This is a genomic window from Candidatus Ozemobacteraceae bacterium (assembly GCA_035373905.1).
Taxonomy (GTDB): Bacteria; Muiribacteriota; Ozemobacteria; order Ozemobacterales; family Ozemobacteraceae; genus MWAR01.
The window spans coordinates 1-16,855 of record DAOSOK010000003.1; the positions used below are offsets into that span (position 1 = coordinate 1).

The following is a 16,855-nucleotide window of genomic DNA, read 5'->3' on the forward strand; positions in this document are numbered from 1 at the left end:
CCCTGTGCCATCCCAACCCGCTGCTGGCGCCATTGCATATCATGGGTGATATTTCACGCACCGTCGCGCTGGCGATCCGCCTGTTCGGCAATGTGATGAGCGAGAATTTCGTCGGCGGCCTCTTGATCTCGCTGGTGCCGTTTTTCGTCCCCGTCGTCATGAAACTGTTCGGCCTGCTGACCGGGTTCGTGCAGGCCTGCATCTTCTCCCTGCTGGCCGCGGTGTTTCTCGCCGCGGCGACCGCGGAGGAAGAACCCGAAAGCTGAAAGGAGTCTCGACATGGAACCGTTGACCCTGATCGCCATAACCTCGATGATCGCGGCGGGCGCCCTGATGTTCCTCGGCACGGTGGCCCCCGCCTTTTGCGAAATGAAAGCCATTCTTGCGGCGCTGGAAGCCCTGACAAAACAGCCGGACGAAGCCGGCCCGATCACCCGCACCTTGTTCGTCGGCCTCGCGATGATCGAATCGATGGCGATCTACTGTTTCGTCATCGCAATGATCCTCCTCCTGGCGAACCCCTTCTGGAACCACTTCATCACGAAAGCGGCCCACTGACCATGCATATCGACTGGTTCACGTTCGTGGCGCAGATCGTGAATTTCTTCGTCCTGGTCTGGATCCTCAAATATGCCCTGTATCAACCGATTCTCGACGCTCTCGAAACGCGCCGACGGACGGTCGAGGCCGCCGTTTCCGACGCTGCCGCGGCCCGGGAAGCTGCTGACCGTGACCGGAAGGCGCTTTCCGAGGAACGGGACGCCTATGAGCACCAGAAAGCCGCCATGCAGCGGCAGCTCACGGAAGAGCTCGAAGCGGAGCGTGTGCGGCGGCTCGAAGAGGCGCGGCGCGAACTCGAGGAGATGAGCACCGGCTGGAAACGCCGGATCGAAGCGGAGAAAGAGACGGCCGGCCGCCTGCTCGCGGACCTGGCAGGGACGGAACTGATGAACGCCGCGCGCAAGATGATGCACGATCTCAGCGACTCGGACCTCGACGAGGCGATGGCGCGGGCGTTTCTCCGGAGATGGCGCGAGACGCCCGCCGGCGAGCGGGGACACCGTAAGGAACTGATCGACGCGTGCAGAACCCCGATCGTCATCCGGACATCGTCTTCCCTGCCCGCCGGGCTTCGAGATGATATAGCGCATACGATTCTTCAGGATGCCGAACGGCCCGACGGGAAGAACCCGGCCGTCGCGTTCACGTGGGAAACGGCCCCCGACCTGATCGGCGGCATCGAGGTGCATATCGGCGACAGGCGCATCGCCTGGACATTCTCGGACTACCTGGCGATGCTCGAAGAGCGCATCCACGAACTTCTCCAGGAACGCACGGCATGAAGCGACGCCCCGTTGCCGAGGAGATGCGGCCGATCTTCGAGCGCACCGTGACCGCCCTCGAAAAAGCCGAAAAGCTCGTGTCAGGCAGTCTGGCAGACCGCGAATCACCTCCGCCGGTTCGTCCCGACAGCGAGCTGGGCCCGATCTTCAGTCGCACGGTGACGGCCCTCACGAAAGCGAAAGAGCGGGTTTCCGGCAGTCTCGCCGTCGTCGAAACCGGCCGGCTCGAGAGCGTCTCGTCCGGCGTCGCCGTGGTGCACGGCCTTCCCGACGTGAAGCTCGACGAACTCGTGCGCTTCGGAAACGGATCGGCAGGCGTCGCCGTCAACCTCGAACCGGACCGCGTCGGCTGCATCCTGCTCGAAGAGGCCGCCGGGATCTCGGCCGGCTCGTCGGTCAGACGCCTCGACCGCGTGATGGACGTGCCCGTCGGGGACGGCCTTCTCGGAAGGATCATGACGCCCCTCGGCAGGCCGCTCGACGGCCGCGGTCCCCTTCTCTTCACCGAGCGCCTCCCCATCGAGCGGCGGGCGCCGGAGATCGCCGACCGCGAACCGGTCACCGTGCCCCTTCAGACCGGCATCAAAGTGATCGACGCGCTGATCCCGATTGGCCGAGGCCAGCGCCAGTTGATCCTCGGCGACCGGCAGACGGGCAAGACGTCGATCGCCCTCGCCGCGATGATGAACCAGCGGGACAGCGGGGTGATCTGCGTCTACTGCGCCATCGGCCAGCGCGGCGCGAGCGTCGCGAAGGCGATCGAGGACCTGCGCTCGTCGGGCTCGATGGAACACTCGATCGTCGTCGTGGCCGAGCCGGCAGGCGGTCCCGGGCTTCAATATATCGCCCCGTATGCGGCGACAAGCATCGCCGAATGGTTCATGGAGCGCGGCCGCGACGCGCTCGTCGTCTACGACGATCTAGGCTGCCACGCGCGCGCCTGGCGCGAGATTTCGCTTCTCCTGCGACGACCGCCGGGCAGGGAGGCGTTTCCCGGCGACGTGTTCTACCTTCACTCGCGCCTGCTCGAGCGCTCCACGCACCTCAGCCGGAAGCGCGGCGGCGGCTCGTTGACGGCGCTGCCGATCGTCGAAACCGAGGCGCAAAATATCTCAGCATATATACCGACAAATCTCATTTCCATCACGGACGGGCAGATATACCTGTCGCCGCTCCTGTTTCAGAAGGGGACGCTGCCGGCCGTCGACATCGGCCGCTCTGTCTCGCGCGTCGGCGGGAAGGCCCAGCTGCCCGCCTACCACGCGGCGGCGGCGGAAGTGAAACTGCGATTTTCCCAGTTCGAGGAACTGGAGATGTTCGCGAGATTCGGCACGCGACTCGATGAACCGACCCGACGAACGATCGAGCACGGCCGTCGGATACGGGAATGCCTGAAGCAAGGGCCGACCGAGCGGCTCGACGTTCTCCGGCAGATCCTGCTGCTGCTCGCTCTGACGCGCGGCCTGCTCGAGGACCAGCCGCCTGACCGCCTGCGGGAGGTTCAGCAAGCCTTGTGCGAAGCCGCGTCGGCGATACCCGGCGAGATCCGCGAGCGAATCCTGCGCCGTGAAACGCTGAGCGGGGAAGACGAAGCCGCGCTTCTCGCCATTGCCGGAAACGCTCTGCCCGCGCGAAAAACGGCCGCATGAGCCGGACGATCGCCGACATCCGGCGCCACATCCAGAGCGCCGAAGGGCTGAAATCCGTCGTGAAGACGATGAAGACGCTCGCCATGGTGAGCATCGGGCCGTATGAGCGGGCCATGCCTTTCCTCGACGAGTACGAGACGTCCGTGGAAACGGGGTTCCGGGCCCTTCTCTGGAACGCGGATGCCGCCGTCCTGGAGCGGCTCTGCGAACCCGCCCCGGGCCCGACCGGCGCCATCGTGTTCGGCACCGATCACGGCATGGCGGCCGATTTCAACGAGACGCTCGCCAGCTTCGTCGCGAAGACTCTCCGCAGCCACGCTGACGGCTGCCACATCTGGCCCGTCGGGGAACTGCTCGCGGGGCGGCTTGAAGGCTCTGGCCTGCCGATGTCGGCGCCCGTCAAGGCCCCCGAATCCGTCGACGGCATTCCCGGCCTGCTGAGCTGTCTGCTGTATGACGTCGACCGCAGAAGGGCCCGCGAGGGACTCGGCCGTATCGTGGTTTTCCACCAGGTCCCCATCTGGGGCGCGGGTTGCGAACCGGCATCGAGCGCCCTTCTCCCGCTCGACCGCGCATGGCTTGACGGCATCGTGGCCCGGGCATGGCCGTCCCGAAGGCTTCCCGAGCCGATCGACGCGTTCCTGCCGACCGTCGAGGCCCTGCTGCGCGAGCACCTGTTCGCGAGCCTGTTTCGGGCCTGCGTCAGCTCCGCCGCCGCCGAGCACGCCGTCCGGCTCGCTTCGATGCAGCGCGCCGAACGCAACATCAACGACCTCCTCGATGCGCTCGGCCGGGAGTACAACGAACAGCGCCAGACCCTCATCTCTGAGGAACTGTTCGACGTGATCGCGGGCTTCGAGGTCCTCAAGACCAGCGATCGCCCCTGTTGAACGTCAAGACCGGGACGTTTATCATCCCGGGAAAGCGACATCCATTTCTCTCCAGAAAATCCTTCCGCCCGGAGGCAGACACATGGTTTTCCGTAACGCCCGCCCCCTGAGACTCGCGCTCGTCCTCGCATGCTCCATCTTCGTGTCGCAGGCGGTGTTTGCCGCGTCCGCATCGGTCTTCGAGTTCCCGGAGGGCGCCGGCGAGGGCGAGTTCGGAGTTTCCGCCCGCCTCGCGTCCGAAGGACCGGTCGTCGGGCCGGTTTCCCTTCAGCCCATACCCGATGGAATCGCGGTTCTCGACGGCATCAATTCACGTATCGTGAAACTCGACGCCGCTGGAAAACCGGTGGGGAGCGTCATTCTGCCGAAGGGCTCCTACACCGATCTGGCGGCAACGTCCGACGGTAAACTCTGGACGATCGAGACCGATGCCCGGGCGGTCTGCTGCGCGCTTGGCGACACCGCCGAGGTGCAGTTCCGGCTGCCGTCCGAAGACGGTTTTCCGAAGCAGATCGACGGTCTCGTCGCCCTTCCCGAGGCTCTCGTCGTCGCCGATTACGCGACGGCCAAACTGTACTGGTTCGGGTTCGACGGAACGCCGATCAAAACGGTGCCGTGGCCGACCGCCCTCGGCATCGCCGCCGGTCCCGACGCGAGCCTCTGCTTCCTTGCGCTCGGAGACGACGATCTCTATGATCGGTTCGTGCGCATCGACGGAACAGGCGCCTCGTCTGAAACGGTGATTCGGGGAACGGCCCTCGACGGCGCCCGGCTTCTCGGCTTTCTTCCCGACGGGCGTGCCGCCGCCTGCGGCTATGTGTCACGGGAACCCCTTGCACGGCAGGTGTTCGCGATCGAAGCGGACGGAAATACCACGCCTCTCGAAACGATCCCGACCCCCGGCGGCCTCCTGTTCTCGAACCGCATCGGGATCGTCAGCAACGGCGCGGTGTGGCTGAACCTCTCGCCGCTCGCCGCGCCGAAGGTCGTTTTCTCCCGATACGACCTGATTCCCTGACACCCGTTCGCATTTCGGACCTGTAGGGGCGGTTCGCGAACCGCCCCTATACCTGTTTTCGGGGGGATTTCCCATGGAGGTGTGACGAGAGAAAAAAATATTCTTCAGGATCGGCGCGCTCATGCCGATGAAAATAGAGCGACAGCGTTTTTCCTCCGCTCAGCCCCGACAGGGACGTCGGAAACGCGGAGGAGCCGGAAAACCGGCAGGGTCGCAGGATACCAAAGCAAGGAGCGCGCCCCGTGTGGAATAAACTCAGAGCTCGACACTATTCGATTCTCGTCCTGCTCTCGATCGTCTCCCTGGAAACCTCCGCCATCGCCATCGACCGGTATCTGAGCAAGGGGGACGACGCCGCCTTCGAGGTCGAAGGCCGCTTCCGCAACAATGCCTTCGTGACGCGTTTCCAGCAGGCCGATGCCCAGCACGGCGCGATTCCCGCCACTCTGTCCCAGGTGGCCCAGGCCGCCCAGGCGGCGGACATCCGTCTTGCGGCTTCGAAGTCGGTCGCCTCCCAGCGCAACGTCACCTTCGGCGTGAAGCCGGCGGGCAACGAACTGGCTCCGGCGAGCAAGGCGCTTCCCGACTGCGACACCTGGATCAGTTACGCGGTCAAGAAGGGCGACTCCCTCAAGGCCATCGCCGACATGTTCGGCACGAAGGCCGCCACCCTCGCGCAGGCAAACGGCCTCAACACATCCTCCATCAAGGCCGGCCAAACGATCAGGATCCCGGCCCCCGACAACCGCATCGTCTACACTGTCCGCGCCGGCGACTCCCTGAACAAGATCGCAAGCCGCTTCGGAACGTCGATTCCCGGCCTGATCCGCGAGAACAATCTGAAGAGCCACGTCCTGATCGAGGACCAGAAGATCTACATCCCGATCCAGAAAAAGACGCAGGACCTCACGATCGCGAAAAGCGGCGACGTCCAGACCGTCATCGCCCCGCCGCTGATCAAGATCGAGAAGGAAGCCGCGAAGATCGCGAAGATCGACGGCCCCACCCTCCAGATCGCCGCGGCAACCCCCGACAAACCGAGCGTCACCATCACCCAGCATGATGCGACGTCGAAGCCCGCTCCGGTCGCGGCTCAGCCGACCGTCGCCGCAGCCCCGAAAGCCGTAGCTCCGGCTCCGGCCCCGACCCCGGTGGCTGCATCGCTGGTCAAACCCGTCGTCGCCATGGCCCCGGCGGTGAAGCCGCAGCCCGCTCCCGCGCAGGCCCCCGTCCAGATCACGCAGGCCCCCCAGCCCGCTCCTCAGGCAGCTGCGCCCGCCGTCGATGCCGACACCCGCATCGTCCAGCACACCGTGAAGAACGGCGAGAATCTCGCGACGATCGCCCGCCAGTACAAGACCTCCATCGGAAACATCCTGGCCCACAACAAGCTGTCCAACTCGGCTCTCAAAACCGGACAGCAGGTCTGCGTGCCGGTCGACAAAAAATACTACCGCGTCATGCAGGTCACTTCCCGCAAGGCGGACGTCAGCACCCGGATGGTCATGCCGGTCCGAGGCAGCCTGTCGGATTCCTACGGCTGGCGCAAGCACCCGGTGTATCGCAAGCGCCTGTTCCACGCCGGCATCGACATCTCTGCCCCCCGCGGCACCCAGATCTCCGCCGCCATGCCCGGGACCGTCGTGTACGCCGGCTGGCTTTCGGGATACGGCAAACTCGTCGTGATCCGCCATGCGAACGGCCTCTCGACCCGCTACGGCCACTGCAGCAAGATCAGCGTCCGCAAGGGCCAGACGGTCAAGGCCGGCCAGGCGATCGCCAACGTCGGCGCGACGGGAGTCGCCACCGGCAATCATCTGCACTTCGAGGTTCGCCGCAACGGTCGCACGGTCAATCCGTCGCCGCTGCTGTTCGGCCGCTGATTCAAGGAGGGCTTCCGCCGCTCGAACCGACATGCAACGCCCACCGCCGACACAGCCGGGCATCACGCCCCCGAGAAACCCCTTCATCGCCAGAGGACTCCTGGGAGCCCTGGCGGTGTCGCTCTTTTTCCTCGGCTCCGGCTTTTCGGGAAACGGCGTGCAGACCTCGCGGCGCGACGATACCCTGATCAAGCAACCCCTGTCGGGACCTTCCGTTCTGCCGGGCGTGTTCACGAATTTCAACCCCCGCAACATCCCGGAACTGCAGCAGATGCGCACCATTCCGGAAACCGGACCCGACGTTCTTCCGGAGATGCGCATGGATCGGGATGACGAGCTGTACGGTTCGCATCGGGTTCCGTTTTTCCCGGCCTCGACCGTCCGGCCGCCCGAAACAGGAACAAGCCTGCCCGTCATCGATCGCCTGCCGCCCGGCTACACCGACCTGAACGAGCGCGAAGACCAGGTCGTCTTCAGTTCGAACCTGTTCACCGACACGAGCTTCTACGCGAACTCGGTGAACAAGGCGACATTCAACTCAAGCATCGACCGTGGCACCTTCTACGAGCAGAACCTGCGGTACGAACTGTTCACCACGCGCCATAACGGCGACTCGCTCTCGCTGGTCACCGACACGACGCACACGAACGACAAGCGCGCCTATAAGGACGGCTTCACCCTGAACCAGTTCACGCTGGAATCGCGGACGCCCCGGTCCCTGCTGGCGTTCGGCCACTCGTATCCCGAGTTTTCGAATTACACGATGACGCAGCAGGTCATGGGCCTGTACGGCACGCAGAAATTCGACAACACCGAGGTCCGCGGGTTCACCGGCTACAGGGCCGTGGAAAAAGACGACATCAAGAACCCCCGGTTCATCGGCGGCGTGCGGGTCGAGCACAGTTCGGACGAGTCGGCCGTCGTCGGCCTGAACGCCGTCTCGGCCAAGGACGTCCACGAGTATCCCGGCTCGGATCAGGACCTGCCGACGCAGGCGAACAGCGTGTATTCGCTCGACGTCGCGCTTCGGCCGACGGAGAACATCTTCGTCAGCGGCGAGTATGCGGGCAGCCGCACCGACTACGACCGGCGCGACGAGACCGGCAACCGGCAGGGCGAGGCATACCGGGCCTCCGCCGCGTACGGCCGCGAAAATTACAAGGTCGAAGCCGGCGTCGAGGCCGGCGACACGGATTTTTTGAGCGTCATCGGCGAGGGGCCGCGCGACGAACGTGCCTACTACGCGCGCGTGTTCTACGAACTGAACAGATACGTTTCGACGCGGTTCGGCGACCGTTCCTCGCGTGACAATATCGCAAACTATAAACGTGCGACGCTGGTGCGCGACCAGCCGGAGTTCCAGATCACCGTGAAGCCGAGCGACTATTATCGCGACCTCCGAATCGACCTGTTCTTCCAGCCGCTCCGCGAGTATTCCGACAACGGGAACTTCGTCGACCGGTACCGCGACCTGCTCTGGATGGAGCTGAACCACAAGGCCGGCGCCCTGCGCTACTACGCGGCGCTCAGCTCGACGATCGACAAGGACAAGGTCCAGACGCTCAACGACCGCGACGTCAGCAAATACGACGCGAAGATCGTCTGGGAATACGACGCCATGCGCCATCTTTACGGCCAGGTGAGCCGCGAGCAGGTCGACTACACGAAGGCCGGCGGAAGCGACATGACGCAAATCTACGGTTTGGGCGGCCGTTCGCAGTTTCACGAGGACGTGACGCTGAACCTCGACTACACGCACGAACGGGTCGACCCGGGCCGCGCGGCCGTCGATTCGACGCACGACCGGCTGAACTTTGCCCTGACGAAGGAATACAACAACATGTCGCGCATGATCCTCAGTCTCGAAGGCTCGAACAACACGTTCGGTGCAACCGGCCTGGAATACGCCGATTATTCGGCGCGCCTGCGGTATCTGAGGTCGTTCTGATGGCACACTTCCCGACATTCCCCCCCCCCGAACCGGAGAGGCGCGGAGGCGCACAGAGCACCCGAACGGCGTTTGCGAGACCCCCGCGCCTCCCGGAAAACGCGGAACGCAATCCCGTAAAATTGTATTTGTTATTATATATCTTCGCATTGATCTGTTTCACATCCTGCCTGCGGCCGGCGGCGGCGGTTGCGGCGGAGAATCCCGACCTGGCTGCGGCGGTCAGCACCGACGGGTACGTTCGCGACCAACTGGTCCTGGTGTTCTGCGACGGGCCGGTGTTTTTCAACCACGCGGGACAGTCGGGCTGGAAGCGCGCGGCCCAGCGCCAGGTGTTCATCGACGGCGACGGGATTCGCACCGGGTCCCGCGGATACGCGGTGATTTCCTGGTCGACCGATAACCTGCTGCTGTTGAAGCCCGGTTCGGGCGTCCGGTTCAACATCAGGCCCGCCGGCTCCACCCCGCGACTTCGCGTCCGGGTGCATGCGGCGGAGATCTTCGCGGCGGCGCGGGATTCGCAGAGCGTCGAGATCGAAGGCCGGCACGGGAATGTCCAAGTGCGGAACGGAGAAGCGGCGTTCGTGTCGGACGAAACAAACGACCGCCTGCGGGTCGTCAGGGGAACTGCCGATTACCGCCCGGTGGGCGCGGTCGAGCCGACCGTGGTCCCGGAGGGATACGGCATCGACGCCGATCACCACGGCCGGATCTCGGCGCTGACAGGGTACGACGTCCGCCGTGAATATGACGACTGGCGCCGGTTCAACACCTGGCTTCGCAACTTCGACACGCTGCACCGGCAGCTCTCGACCGAGGTTTCCTACCGCGTCGACAGTGTTTTGATCAACGACCGGTTCGTGGGAACGATGGAAACGGACGCCGATGGGTACCGCATCATCGACCCGGGTGCCGACGCGGCGCCCCGGACGCTTCACGTGAAACTCAAGCTGACCCCCTACCCCCGCCCGTCCGACCGGTTCGAACTGTATATCAACAAGGACCTGGTCTACGCGCTTCGCGAGGGGCGTGACGGCTACTACGAGGTGAAGATTCCGACCCCGACGTTCCCCGAGGTGTTCGCAACGATCCATTTCATCGATTCGCTCGGGCGACGCGACCGCATTTTCCACGAGAGGTTCGTGATCTACAACCGGCACAGGAAAATCGAGGAGATCCGGGTATTCCTGAATACCCTCTCGACGGCGATGGCGCGACGGGACAACATCTACCTGCGCGATCACATCTCGCGGGAGTATCGCGACTCGTTCGGCAACACCTGGTTCGACTTCGTGAAGATGTTCGACGACTCGCTGCGCGACTACCGGGACATCCGGCTGCTCCTGCACCCGCACACGTTCAAGTTCAAGGGCGAGCACGTGCTGGTGAATATGAACTACCGGCTTACGGCCCTCACGGGCAACTGGACCTGGAGATACGAGGACGCCGGCTCGGAGTTGATGACGCTGTCGTTCGAGGACGGCGAGTGGCGCATCCGGTCGAAGGCGAAGGGGCTGTTCTTCCAGCGACTGAAGGTCGCCGTCGATCTTCGAATGGGCATCCTGCGCGGCCGCGTCACCGACGAGCGGACGGGTTCGCCCATCGTCGGAGCGACGGTGAAAATCCGGCAGCGCGGAATGAAGACGGTCACCGACGGCATGGGGGAGTATGTCATTTATAATATACCTGCCGGCACATATGACATGGAGATCTCGAAAAACGGGTATGGAACGCTCACGGCGACGCGCGTCGAGATCGTCCCGACCGGCCAGAGATACTGACATCCTTACGGATGAAGTCTGATGAGTGGCGTTTGATCCAAGATTGCCGGAGATTCGTATGACTATTCGGAACAGATTCCTCGCGCTTTCAGTGCTGATGTTGAGTCTCACGGCCCTCATGGCCGGATGCGGCGGCACCGGCGGAGGCGGAGAAAGCGCATCCGCGACGGGCATGCTGACGGGCAGGGTGCCGATTGTTACCGGAAGCGTCGTCGTGATTCGGGGAGCGGACGGAGTCGAGCGGGAAGTGGCGGTCGATGCCGACGGGAACTATGCGGCCTCGCTCAGACCCGGGGCATACAGCGTCCTGTTGAAGACGGCCGACGGGAAGCTGACGCTCGTCTCCCGGACGGTCAATATCGAGGACAATATGACGGTGAGTCTGGTCGACGTCAGGCTCGTTCCGCTCCCGCAGGTGATTTCGGTTTCGGTGCCGCTGGTGGATCATGACACGGCGACGATCGAGTGGATCAGCGACATCGACGCCGACGGCCGCATCGATTACGGAATCGATACCCGGTACGGCTACTCGACCTACACGGATACCGAGCTCAAGACGAAGCATCGAATGCAGCTCCACGACCTGAGGCCCGACACCACGTATCATTTCAGGATCGTCGCGAGCCGCTACGGACTTGAAACAGCCGAAACGTTCTCCCGGGACTACGCTTTCACCACCGAGCCGCTGCAGTAACCCCGCAACGCGTTCCGATCTTCCCTCGAGCCAGGAAAAAGCCCATCCAGGGCCAATCCCGGGCAGTTCGTGATCCGCCAATTTCGCGTCCCCGTTCGTGCTGAGCCTGTCGAAGCACGAGAGGCTCTCGCCCTTCGACACGCTCAGGGCGAACGGCTGGTTTTCATCCAGCAGGCCTCAATAGATGCGGTATTCGGCGTGGAAAGCGAGGCGGAGGAGGTCGGTGTCCGAGAGGAGGGGGTCGCTCGTGCGGGTGAGCCACCCCAAGGGCGAGCCCCGCATCATGCGGCGCGGGAGATCCCAGAAGATGCGGCGGCCGATCGTCGATACGAGTTCCGGGCCGGGATCGAAAACCGGGTCGAGCTGCAGCAGCACGCCACGCAGCGTGAACCAGGCTTTTCTGAACAGTAGCAGGTCTTTCGGGAACCGAAACCCGTCGATGACGAGCCTGTCGATCAACGTCAGCGAGGCTTCGAACGCATCGCCGGCTTTCAACGGGCGCTTCCCGAGCGAGCTGCCGAGATGACGTTCGAGACGGCCTCCCGGCGCGGATGACGAGAGAAGCAGGCGAACGGCCCCGTTCACGACGCGTGCGTCGCAGATCATGAAGCCCAGCATCAGATCGCGCAGGCCTTTGCGCTGTTTCCGGTCGAGCAGGCCGGCCTGGCTCCAGTCGATGAGACCGACGGACCAGCCGGACCGGTCTTCTGCAGGCACGGCGAGCAGGTTTCCGGCATGCGGGTCGCCGTGAACGATGGCGAATTCACGCTCCGAGAGCATCGGGCCGATGATCAGCTCGCGGAAGGCAAGGCGCGCAAGCCGTCTTTTCTCCGTTGCGTCGGCGCTCACCTCTGGAAGAGGCATTCCGTCGAGTCGTTCCATCGCCGTGACGGACGGGGTCGAGAAGGGGAACAGCGTCGGAATGCGGATATCAGGGCTTTCACGGTATTGAGCCGCCGCCGTCCGGAGGTTGCGCTGTTCCATCCGGGGATCGGTTTCCGCTGCGAGCGCCTCTCGCACATCCCTGAGAACGCCGATGTAATCGATTCCGAGATCGCCGTAGACGCCTTTCCGTGCGGCGAGCCAGAAGGCGAGCCTGTCGAGAGCCGGCAGATCTTCGTCGAGGCGCGATGTGGCGGAGGGCTTGACCAGCTTTGCGACGCCGCGCCGGCCCGGCCCGCCGGAAAGCCCGAGCCATTCGAACGGGAGAACGGCTCCGACGCTTGCTTCGGCGAGCACGGTTCCATTCCAGGCGATCTCGACGCCGATGGGGCCGCGGGCGATGTCGGCGGCTGCCGTCTCAGCCAACGTCGTCACCGAAGAGCCGCCGGCCCACGACTCGAGGCCGAGGAGCCAGGTCCGGAATCCCTCGTCGACGTGTTCGTTCCGTGCGATCATCTGGCCGAGCTTGTGCAGCACGGGAAGTTCCCTGGCCAGTTCGGCAAGCCGCCTCCCGGCCGGCGCGTCGCCGGGCAGCTGGAACTGTCGCACGAGCAGGCGGACGAGCCGCCCTTTCCCGAGATGCATCAGGGTGAACCGGACGGCGTCGAGCACGAGGGGGCGGAAGCGACCGTAGACCTCCGGCACGACGTCCCGGAGGGCGCACTCGGATATCAACTGGTCGACGATCGCCTCTCGGCGCGAGTCGAAATCCGCCTCCGCAAGAATGTTTTGCAGCGCAACAGTCTGTTCATCTCGCGTCAGGTCTCCGAATCCGGGAATGGCTATCGGGGCCAACGATCTGAGAGTCGCCAGCGGCATCGTTCCAAGATATGGGGTCACGTCCATCATGAGAAAAAATGGTATCGGTTCCGCCGCCCAATATCAACATATTATTTTTGCAATGCAAAATTTCAGATGATTCACGCGTGCCACGCCTGGCGAAGCACGCACGGCCTCTCGCCTGTTGCAGGTTCAGAGCGAACCGCTGCATTGTTCAGCGCCGGAGGACGTCGACGAAGAAGGTCTTTCCGGCAACGATGGAACGACCGCGGGAAAACCCAGGTCAGGACATGGAACCTGAGGCGTCTATTGATTCCTGCAGAATGAAAGCCACCCGTTCGCCCTGAGCCTGTCGAAGGGCGAGAGCTTGCGTGCGTCGACAGGCTCAGCACGAACGGTATCGAACGTGCAAGTGATTGTCGTGAGGTTGTGGGCGAGGAGTGATCTCAATGACGAACGAAGTGCGATCGCGATTCTCTTTCCTGGAATGTCAGGAAACAACGAGCTCGTACAGAGTCATAGTTCCCTTGCCCTTGATCGTGATCGGATTCCTGGGAACGAAAGAAAACTCGTCCTTGACCAGGTTCCAGGTTATTTCGGTTGTCAGGAGCGACATGGGCTGAGCGGCGGCCTGGACGCGGGCAGCGGTGTTGACCGCATCGCCGAAGATGTCATACAAATAGCGGCTGTGGCCGACGATCCCTCCGACGACCGGCCCCGTATGAAGGCCGATGCGAACCTGCCAGCATTTCTGCTTCTCGCGGTTGTATATGTCAAGGTATTTCAGAAAATCCTTGCCGACCCGGACCATGACGTTGGCATGATCCGGATTTGTGGTGGGCATTCCGCAGACGGCGAGATACGCGTCCCCGACGGTTTTGATCCGTTCGGCTCCGTGCCTGATCGTGATGACATCAAGGATCGAGAACATCTCGGACAATTCTTGGATCAATTGCCTGGGAGAAATCTTCTCGGCAGCGGGGGTGAATCCGACCAGATCGACAAACATGATCGTGACGGGGTCGAAAAGTTCTGGAGTGCAGGATCCATGTTCCTTGATATCCTGGATGACTTTGCGCGGCAGGATATTTTCGAGAAGCCGCTCGACCTTTTTCTGTTCCTTTTGCAAGAGGAGATGGGTATAGACCCTGGCTTTCACGACACCCGGGTGGAATGGCTTCGTGATGTAATCCATGGCTCCCAGTTCGAAGCCCTTGAGTTCATTCGCGGCATCGTTCTTCCCGGTGACGAAAATTACGGGAATATGTGCGGTATCGGTGTCCGCTTTCAGGATCTGGCACATTTCGTAGCCGTCCATTTCCGGCATCATGATATCGAGAAGGATCAGATCTGGCTGAGGCTTGCTCTTGGCGATCTCGATCCCCTTCTGGCTCCTGGTGGCAACTTTTATCTGGTAATCCTTCCGGAGGAGGTTGCAGAGAATATCGATATTGTCGGGAGAATCATCGACGACCAGAATACATTGTTTCTCATCCTCTCCCACATACATGCCATCGATACCTGGCGGGAATCCGGATATCCGATTCTGATCTTCCATTGCGCAGAGTCCTTCCTGACGCAGCTTCGAGGCTGGCCGTCCCGTTGTGATGAACGCGCCGTCTCATTGTATCTCCACTCTCACGGCCATGCAAGAAAACCACGGTTTCCGGTGCCGGGGCGCCTCAGAAATTGTGCAATCAATAGATAACACGGTATAATGAGGCAAATTCGAGGCAATCGATAGATGTGTTGCCGATGAAATAAGGATCGATCACCGTGAGAGACTTGCGCCGTCGTTTCCCGTGGCGGACATTCCTGATCATCGTTTGTACCGGAGTGTTTTTTCATGCATCACACGTGCTGGCCCGCGAAAAACGCACCGCCAACGCAACCGACGTTCCGAGAACGACGGAATCCGGCAGGGTGAAGGATCTTCCCATCCACGCGTTCGTCTCGAGCATAAGCCTCGAAAAGTTACAGGATCTCGTCGTCACGGAATCCAAAATTTTCCAGTCCAGGGAAACCGTTACGCAGAAACTGGAAACGTTCAATGCGGAAAGCATATCCCGGGCTCCTGCCAACACCGGAAATATAGCAGAAATTATCCAATACTCTTCCGGACAGTTCGTAAACCCCCTTTCCCGCAACGACGCCAACTGGGGATCTTTCGGCGGCCTGGGTCCCAAATACAATGGCTACCTGCTCGACGGCCTCGGCATCGACTCTTTCGTCGACGGAATGAGTCTCGATCCTTGGGCTTTCGAGCGCATCGAGCTTCACAAAGGCCCTGCTTCCGTAATGTATTCCAACTATCTGACCATGGACTTCGCCGGGAATGAAACGCCCCTGGCCGGCATCACCAATTTCATTCTGAAGGACCGGATCGAACGACCTCTCACCCGCCTTTCGATCGGCGGCGGGACATACAGAACATTCCAGAACCGTCTGTATCACCAGAACCGCCGGGGAAACCTCCATTACTTTTTTGGAATCAACAAAGAAACTTCCAACTATACGAATTACGGCACCACCGGCTCCTGGCTGAATATGCTCGACAATCCCGGCTACCAGAGAACCAGGAGGTATGCCAAGCTGAGCTATCAGTTCGGCGGGGAAGACCACAACCTGTCGGTGTTCCTGCATCAAACCCGCCATGAAGGCGATTTCGGCCGTCCCAACCGCGACTTTGACAACGCGTATGATACCGTGAATGTGGATTACAGCAATCAGTTGTCCGACACCCTCAATCTCCGGTTCAAAACCGGCTATCGCGATAACGACCGCGAATGGGGAGAGGACGCATTCAATCCCGGCGCGACTCCCGTCGATCTGAGCCTGCGCGAGAAAGATGGGGTCGAACAGTCCATTCATCCGTCGGATCTGACCTTCAACCTGAAACATCATGAGCGCGGCCTTATAACCTTCGGCGCCGATTCACAAACCGCGACGTATAAAACGTATGCGCGGACGACCGGGGCAAAGACCTTCGGATCGTTTGTGAAAGCGGATTCCACCGGCTTCTTTCTCCAGGAAAAATACACCGTCGGGAAATGGGTTTTCAGAGCGGGAGGCCGACACAACACGGAGAATCATTCGTATGATCTCCTGAGCGGCATCATTCCGGAAACAACGGCGAAATCATGGAATAAAACCCTCTGGAGCATCGGCACCCGCTGGAATTACCGCCCCAAAGCGGCATTCTACGCCAATATGGGAACGAGCTTCGTGACGCCGACCGCCAAACAGCTCGGCGGGACGATACAGACAAAAGATGCGGGTGTTGCCGGAAAAAACGGTCAACTGCCTAATTTCCAGTTGAATCCGGAAACGGGCATCGGCATGGATCTCGGCGTGGATTTCCGCTTCTCGGACACCCTTTCCCTCAACATTCGCGGCTTTTCGAACCAGGTCGAAGATGCCATCGTGGAGAACATCGTCAGCACGACCCCCTCTCAAACCAAGTCCGAAAACGCAGCGAAAGCCGTTTCCAGGGGTATCGAAATCGACGTGGAGAACCAGGTCAGCGAGCGATTTCAATGGTTTTCCAACCTGACCTATACGAAATGCACCGTTGAAAGCGCTCTCGATCCTGACCAGAACGGGGTCGAAATCTCATTCGTCCCCCGGTATGTCGGCAATCTCGGTGCGACCATGCAAAGTCACGGAAACCTGATGGTTTCGCCCTATGTCCAGTTCGTCGGGGCATATTACGACAGCATTTCCAGAAAAGGCCGAACGAGATTTCCAGCCTACCAGGTGCTGAATATCCGGATACAGAGGAAGATCCTCGAGACTTCCGACCGTTCCGTGAACGGAATCATCGACTTGAACAATCTTACAGACAAGAAGTATGAAATGCCCTGGCAGTTCGGAAACCCCGGGTTCAATTTTTCAGGAAGCCTGGAAATGAACTTCTGAAAATGGACA

Annotated in this window: 13 protein-coding genes; 11 read left to right on the forward strand and 2 right to left on the reverse strand. The window is 61.7% G+C overall.

Translation table 11 applies throughout. The features are described 5' to 3' along the window. From PLU72_01765 to PLU72_01810, 10 genes are all read left to right on the forward strand, one after another. On the forward strand, window positions 1–266 hold a 266-nt coding region (locus PLU72_01765), incomplete at its 5' end, for a F0F1 ATP synthase subunit A (GenBank protein ID HOT26883.1). Between the two features lie 13 nt (window positions 267–279). Then, window positions 280–558: a F0F1 ATP synthase subunit C gene (locus tag PLU72_01770; protein HOT26884.1), complete on the forward strand. Its 279-nt coding sequence runs from the start codon at window positions 280–282 to the stop codon at window positions 556–558. A gap of 2 nt (window positions 559–560) precedes the next feature. Continuing rightward, window positions 561–1,343: a hypothetical protein gene (locus PLU72_01775; GenBank protein HOT26885.1), complete on the forward strand. Its 783-nt coding sequence runs from the start codon at window positions 561–563 to the stop codon at window positions 1,341–1,343. Then, window positions 1,340–2,992 (forward strand): alternate F1F0 ATPase, F1 subunit alpha, encoded by a 1,653-nt coding sequence (locus PLU72_01780; GenBank protein ID HOT26886.1) that lies wholly within the window; start codon window positions 1,340–1,342, stop codon window positions 2,990–2,992. Before PLU72_01775 ends, PLU72_01780 begins: the two co-directional genes overlap by 4 nt. Next, the gene (locus tag PLU72_01785) at window positions 2,989–3,882 is read left to right on the forward strand and encodes a F0F1 ATP synthase subunit gamma (protein ID HOT26887.1); all 894 of its coding nucleotides are present in this window, start codon (window positions 2,989–2,991) and stop codon (window positions 3,880–3,882) included. Before PLU72_01780 ends, PLU72_01785 begins: the two co-directional genes overlap by 4 nt. Before the next feature lie 82 nt (window positions 3,883–3,964). Then, window positions 3,965–4,900, forward strand: a complete 936-nt coding sequence (locus PLU72_01790) for a hypothetical protein (GenBank protein ID HOT26888.1) — start codon at window positions 3,965–3,967, stop codon at window positions 4,898–4,900. 242 nt (window positions 4,901–5,142) lie between these two features. Then, window positions 5,143–6,783, forward strand: coding sequence for a LysM peptidoglycan-binding domain-containing protein (locus tag PLU72_01795; GenBank protein ID HOT26889.1), 1,641 nt, complete (start codon window positions 5,143–5,145; stop codon window positions 6,781–6,783). A gap of 31 nt (window positions 6,784–6,814) precedes the next feature. Next, the gene (locus PLU72_01800; GenBank protein HOT26890.1) at window positions 6,815–8,731 is read left to right on the forward strand and encodes a hypothetical protein; all 1,917 of its coding nucleotides are present in this window, start codon (window positions 6,815–6,817) and stop codon (window positions 8,729–8,731) included. 149 nt (window positions 8,732–8,880) lie between these two features. Beyond that, window positions 8,881–10,512: a carboxypeptidase-like regulatory domain-containing protein gene (locus tag PLU72_01805; protein ID HOT26891.1), complete on the forward strand. Its 1,632-nt coding sequence runs from the start codon at window positions 8,881–8,883 to the stop codon at window positions 10,510–10,512. Between the two features lie 58 nt (window positions 10,513–10,570). Then, window positions 10,571–11,206 (forward strand): hypothetical protein, encoded by a 636-nt coding sequence (locus PLU72_01810; GenBank protein ID HOT26892.1) that lies wholly within the window; start codon window positions 10,571–10,573, stop codon window positions 11,204–11,206. A 177-nt stretch (window positions 11,207–11,383) separates the two neighbouring features. Here PLU72_01810 and PLU72_01815 read toward each other — a convergent pair whose 3' ends face one another. Together PLU72_01815 and PLU72_01820 are read right to left on the reverse strand one after the other, a co-directional pair. Then, window positions 11,384–12,988 (reverse strand): AarF/UbiB family protein, encoded by a 1,605-nt coding sequence (locus tag PLU72_01815; GenBank protein ID HOT26893.1) that lies wholly within the window; start codon window positions 12,986–12,988, stop codon window positions 11,384–11,386. A 430-nt stretch (window positions 12,989–13,418) separates the two neighbouring features. Then, entirely contained in the window at window positions 13,419–14,486 is a 1,068-nt protein-coding gene (locus PLU72_01820; GenBank protein HOT26894.1) for an adenylate/guanylate cyclase domain-containing protein, read from the reverse strand. Window positions 14,487–14,704: 218 nt separating this feature from the next. On the opposite strand from PLU72_01820, the gene PLU72_01825 reads away from it, so the two are divergent. Then, window positions 14,705–16,846 carry a TonB-dependent receptor gene (locus tag PLU72_01825; GenBank protein HOT26895.1) on the forward strand — a complete coding sequence of 714 codons (2,142 nt, stop codon included), beginning with the start codon at window positions 14,705–14,707 and terminating at the stop codon, window positions 16,844–16,846. Window positions 16,847–16,855: the final 9 nt, after the last annotated feature.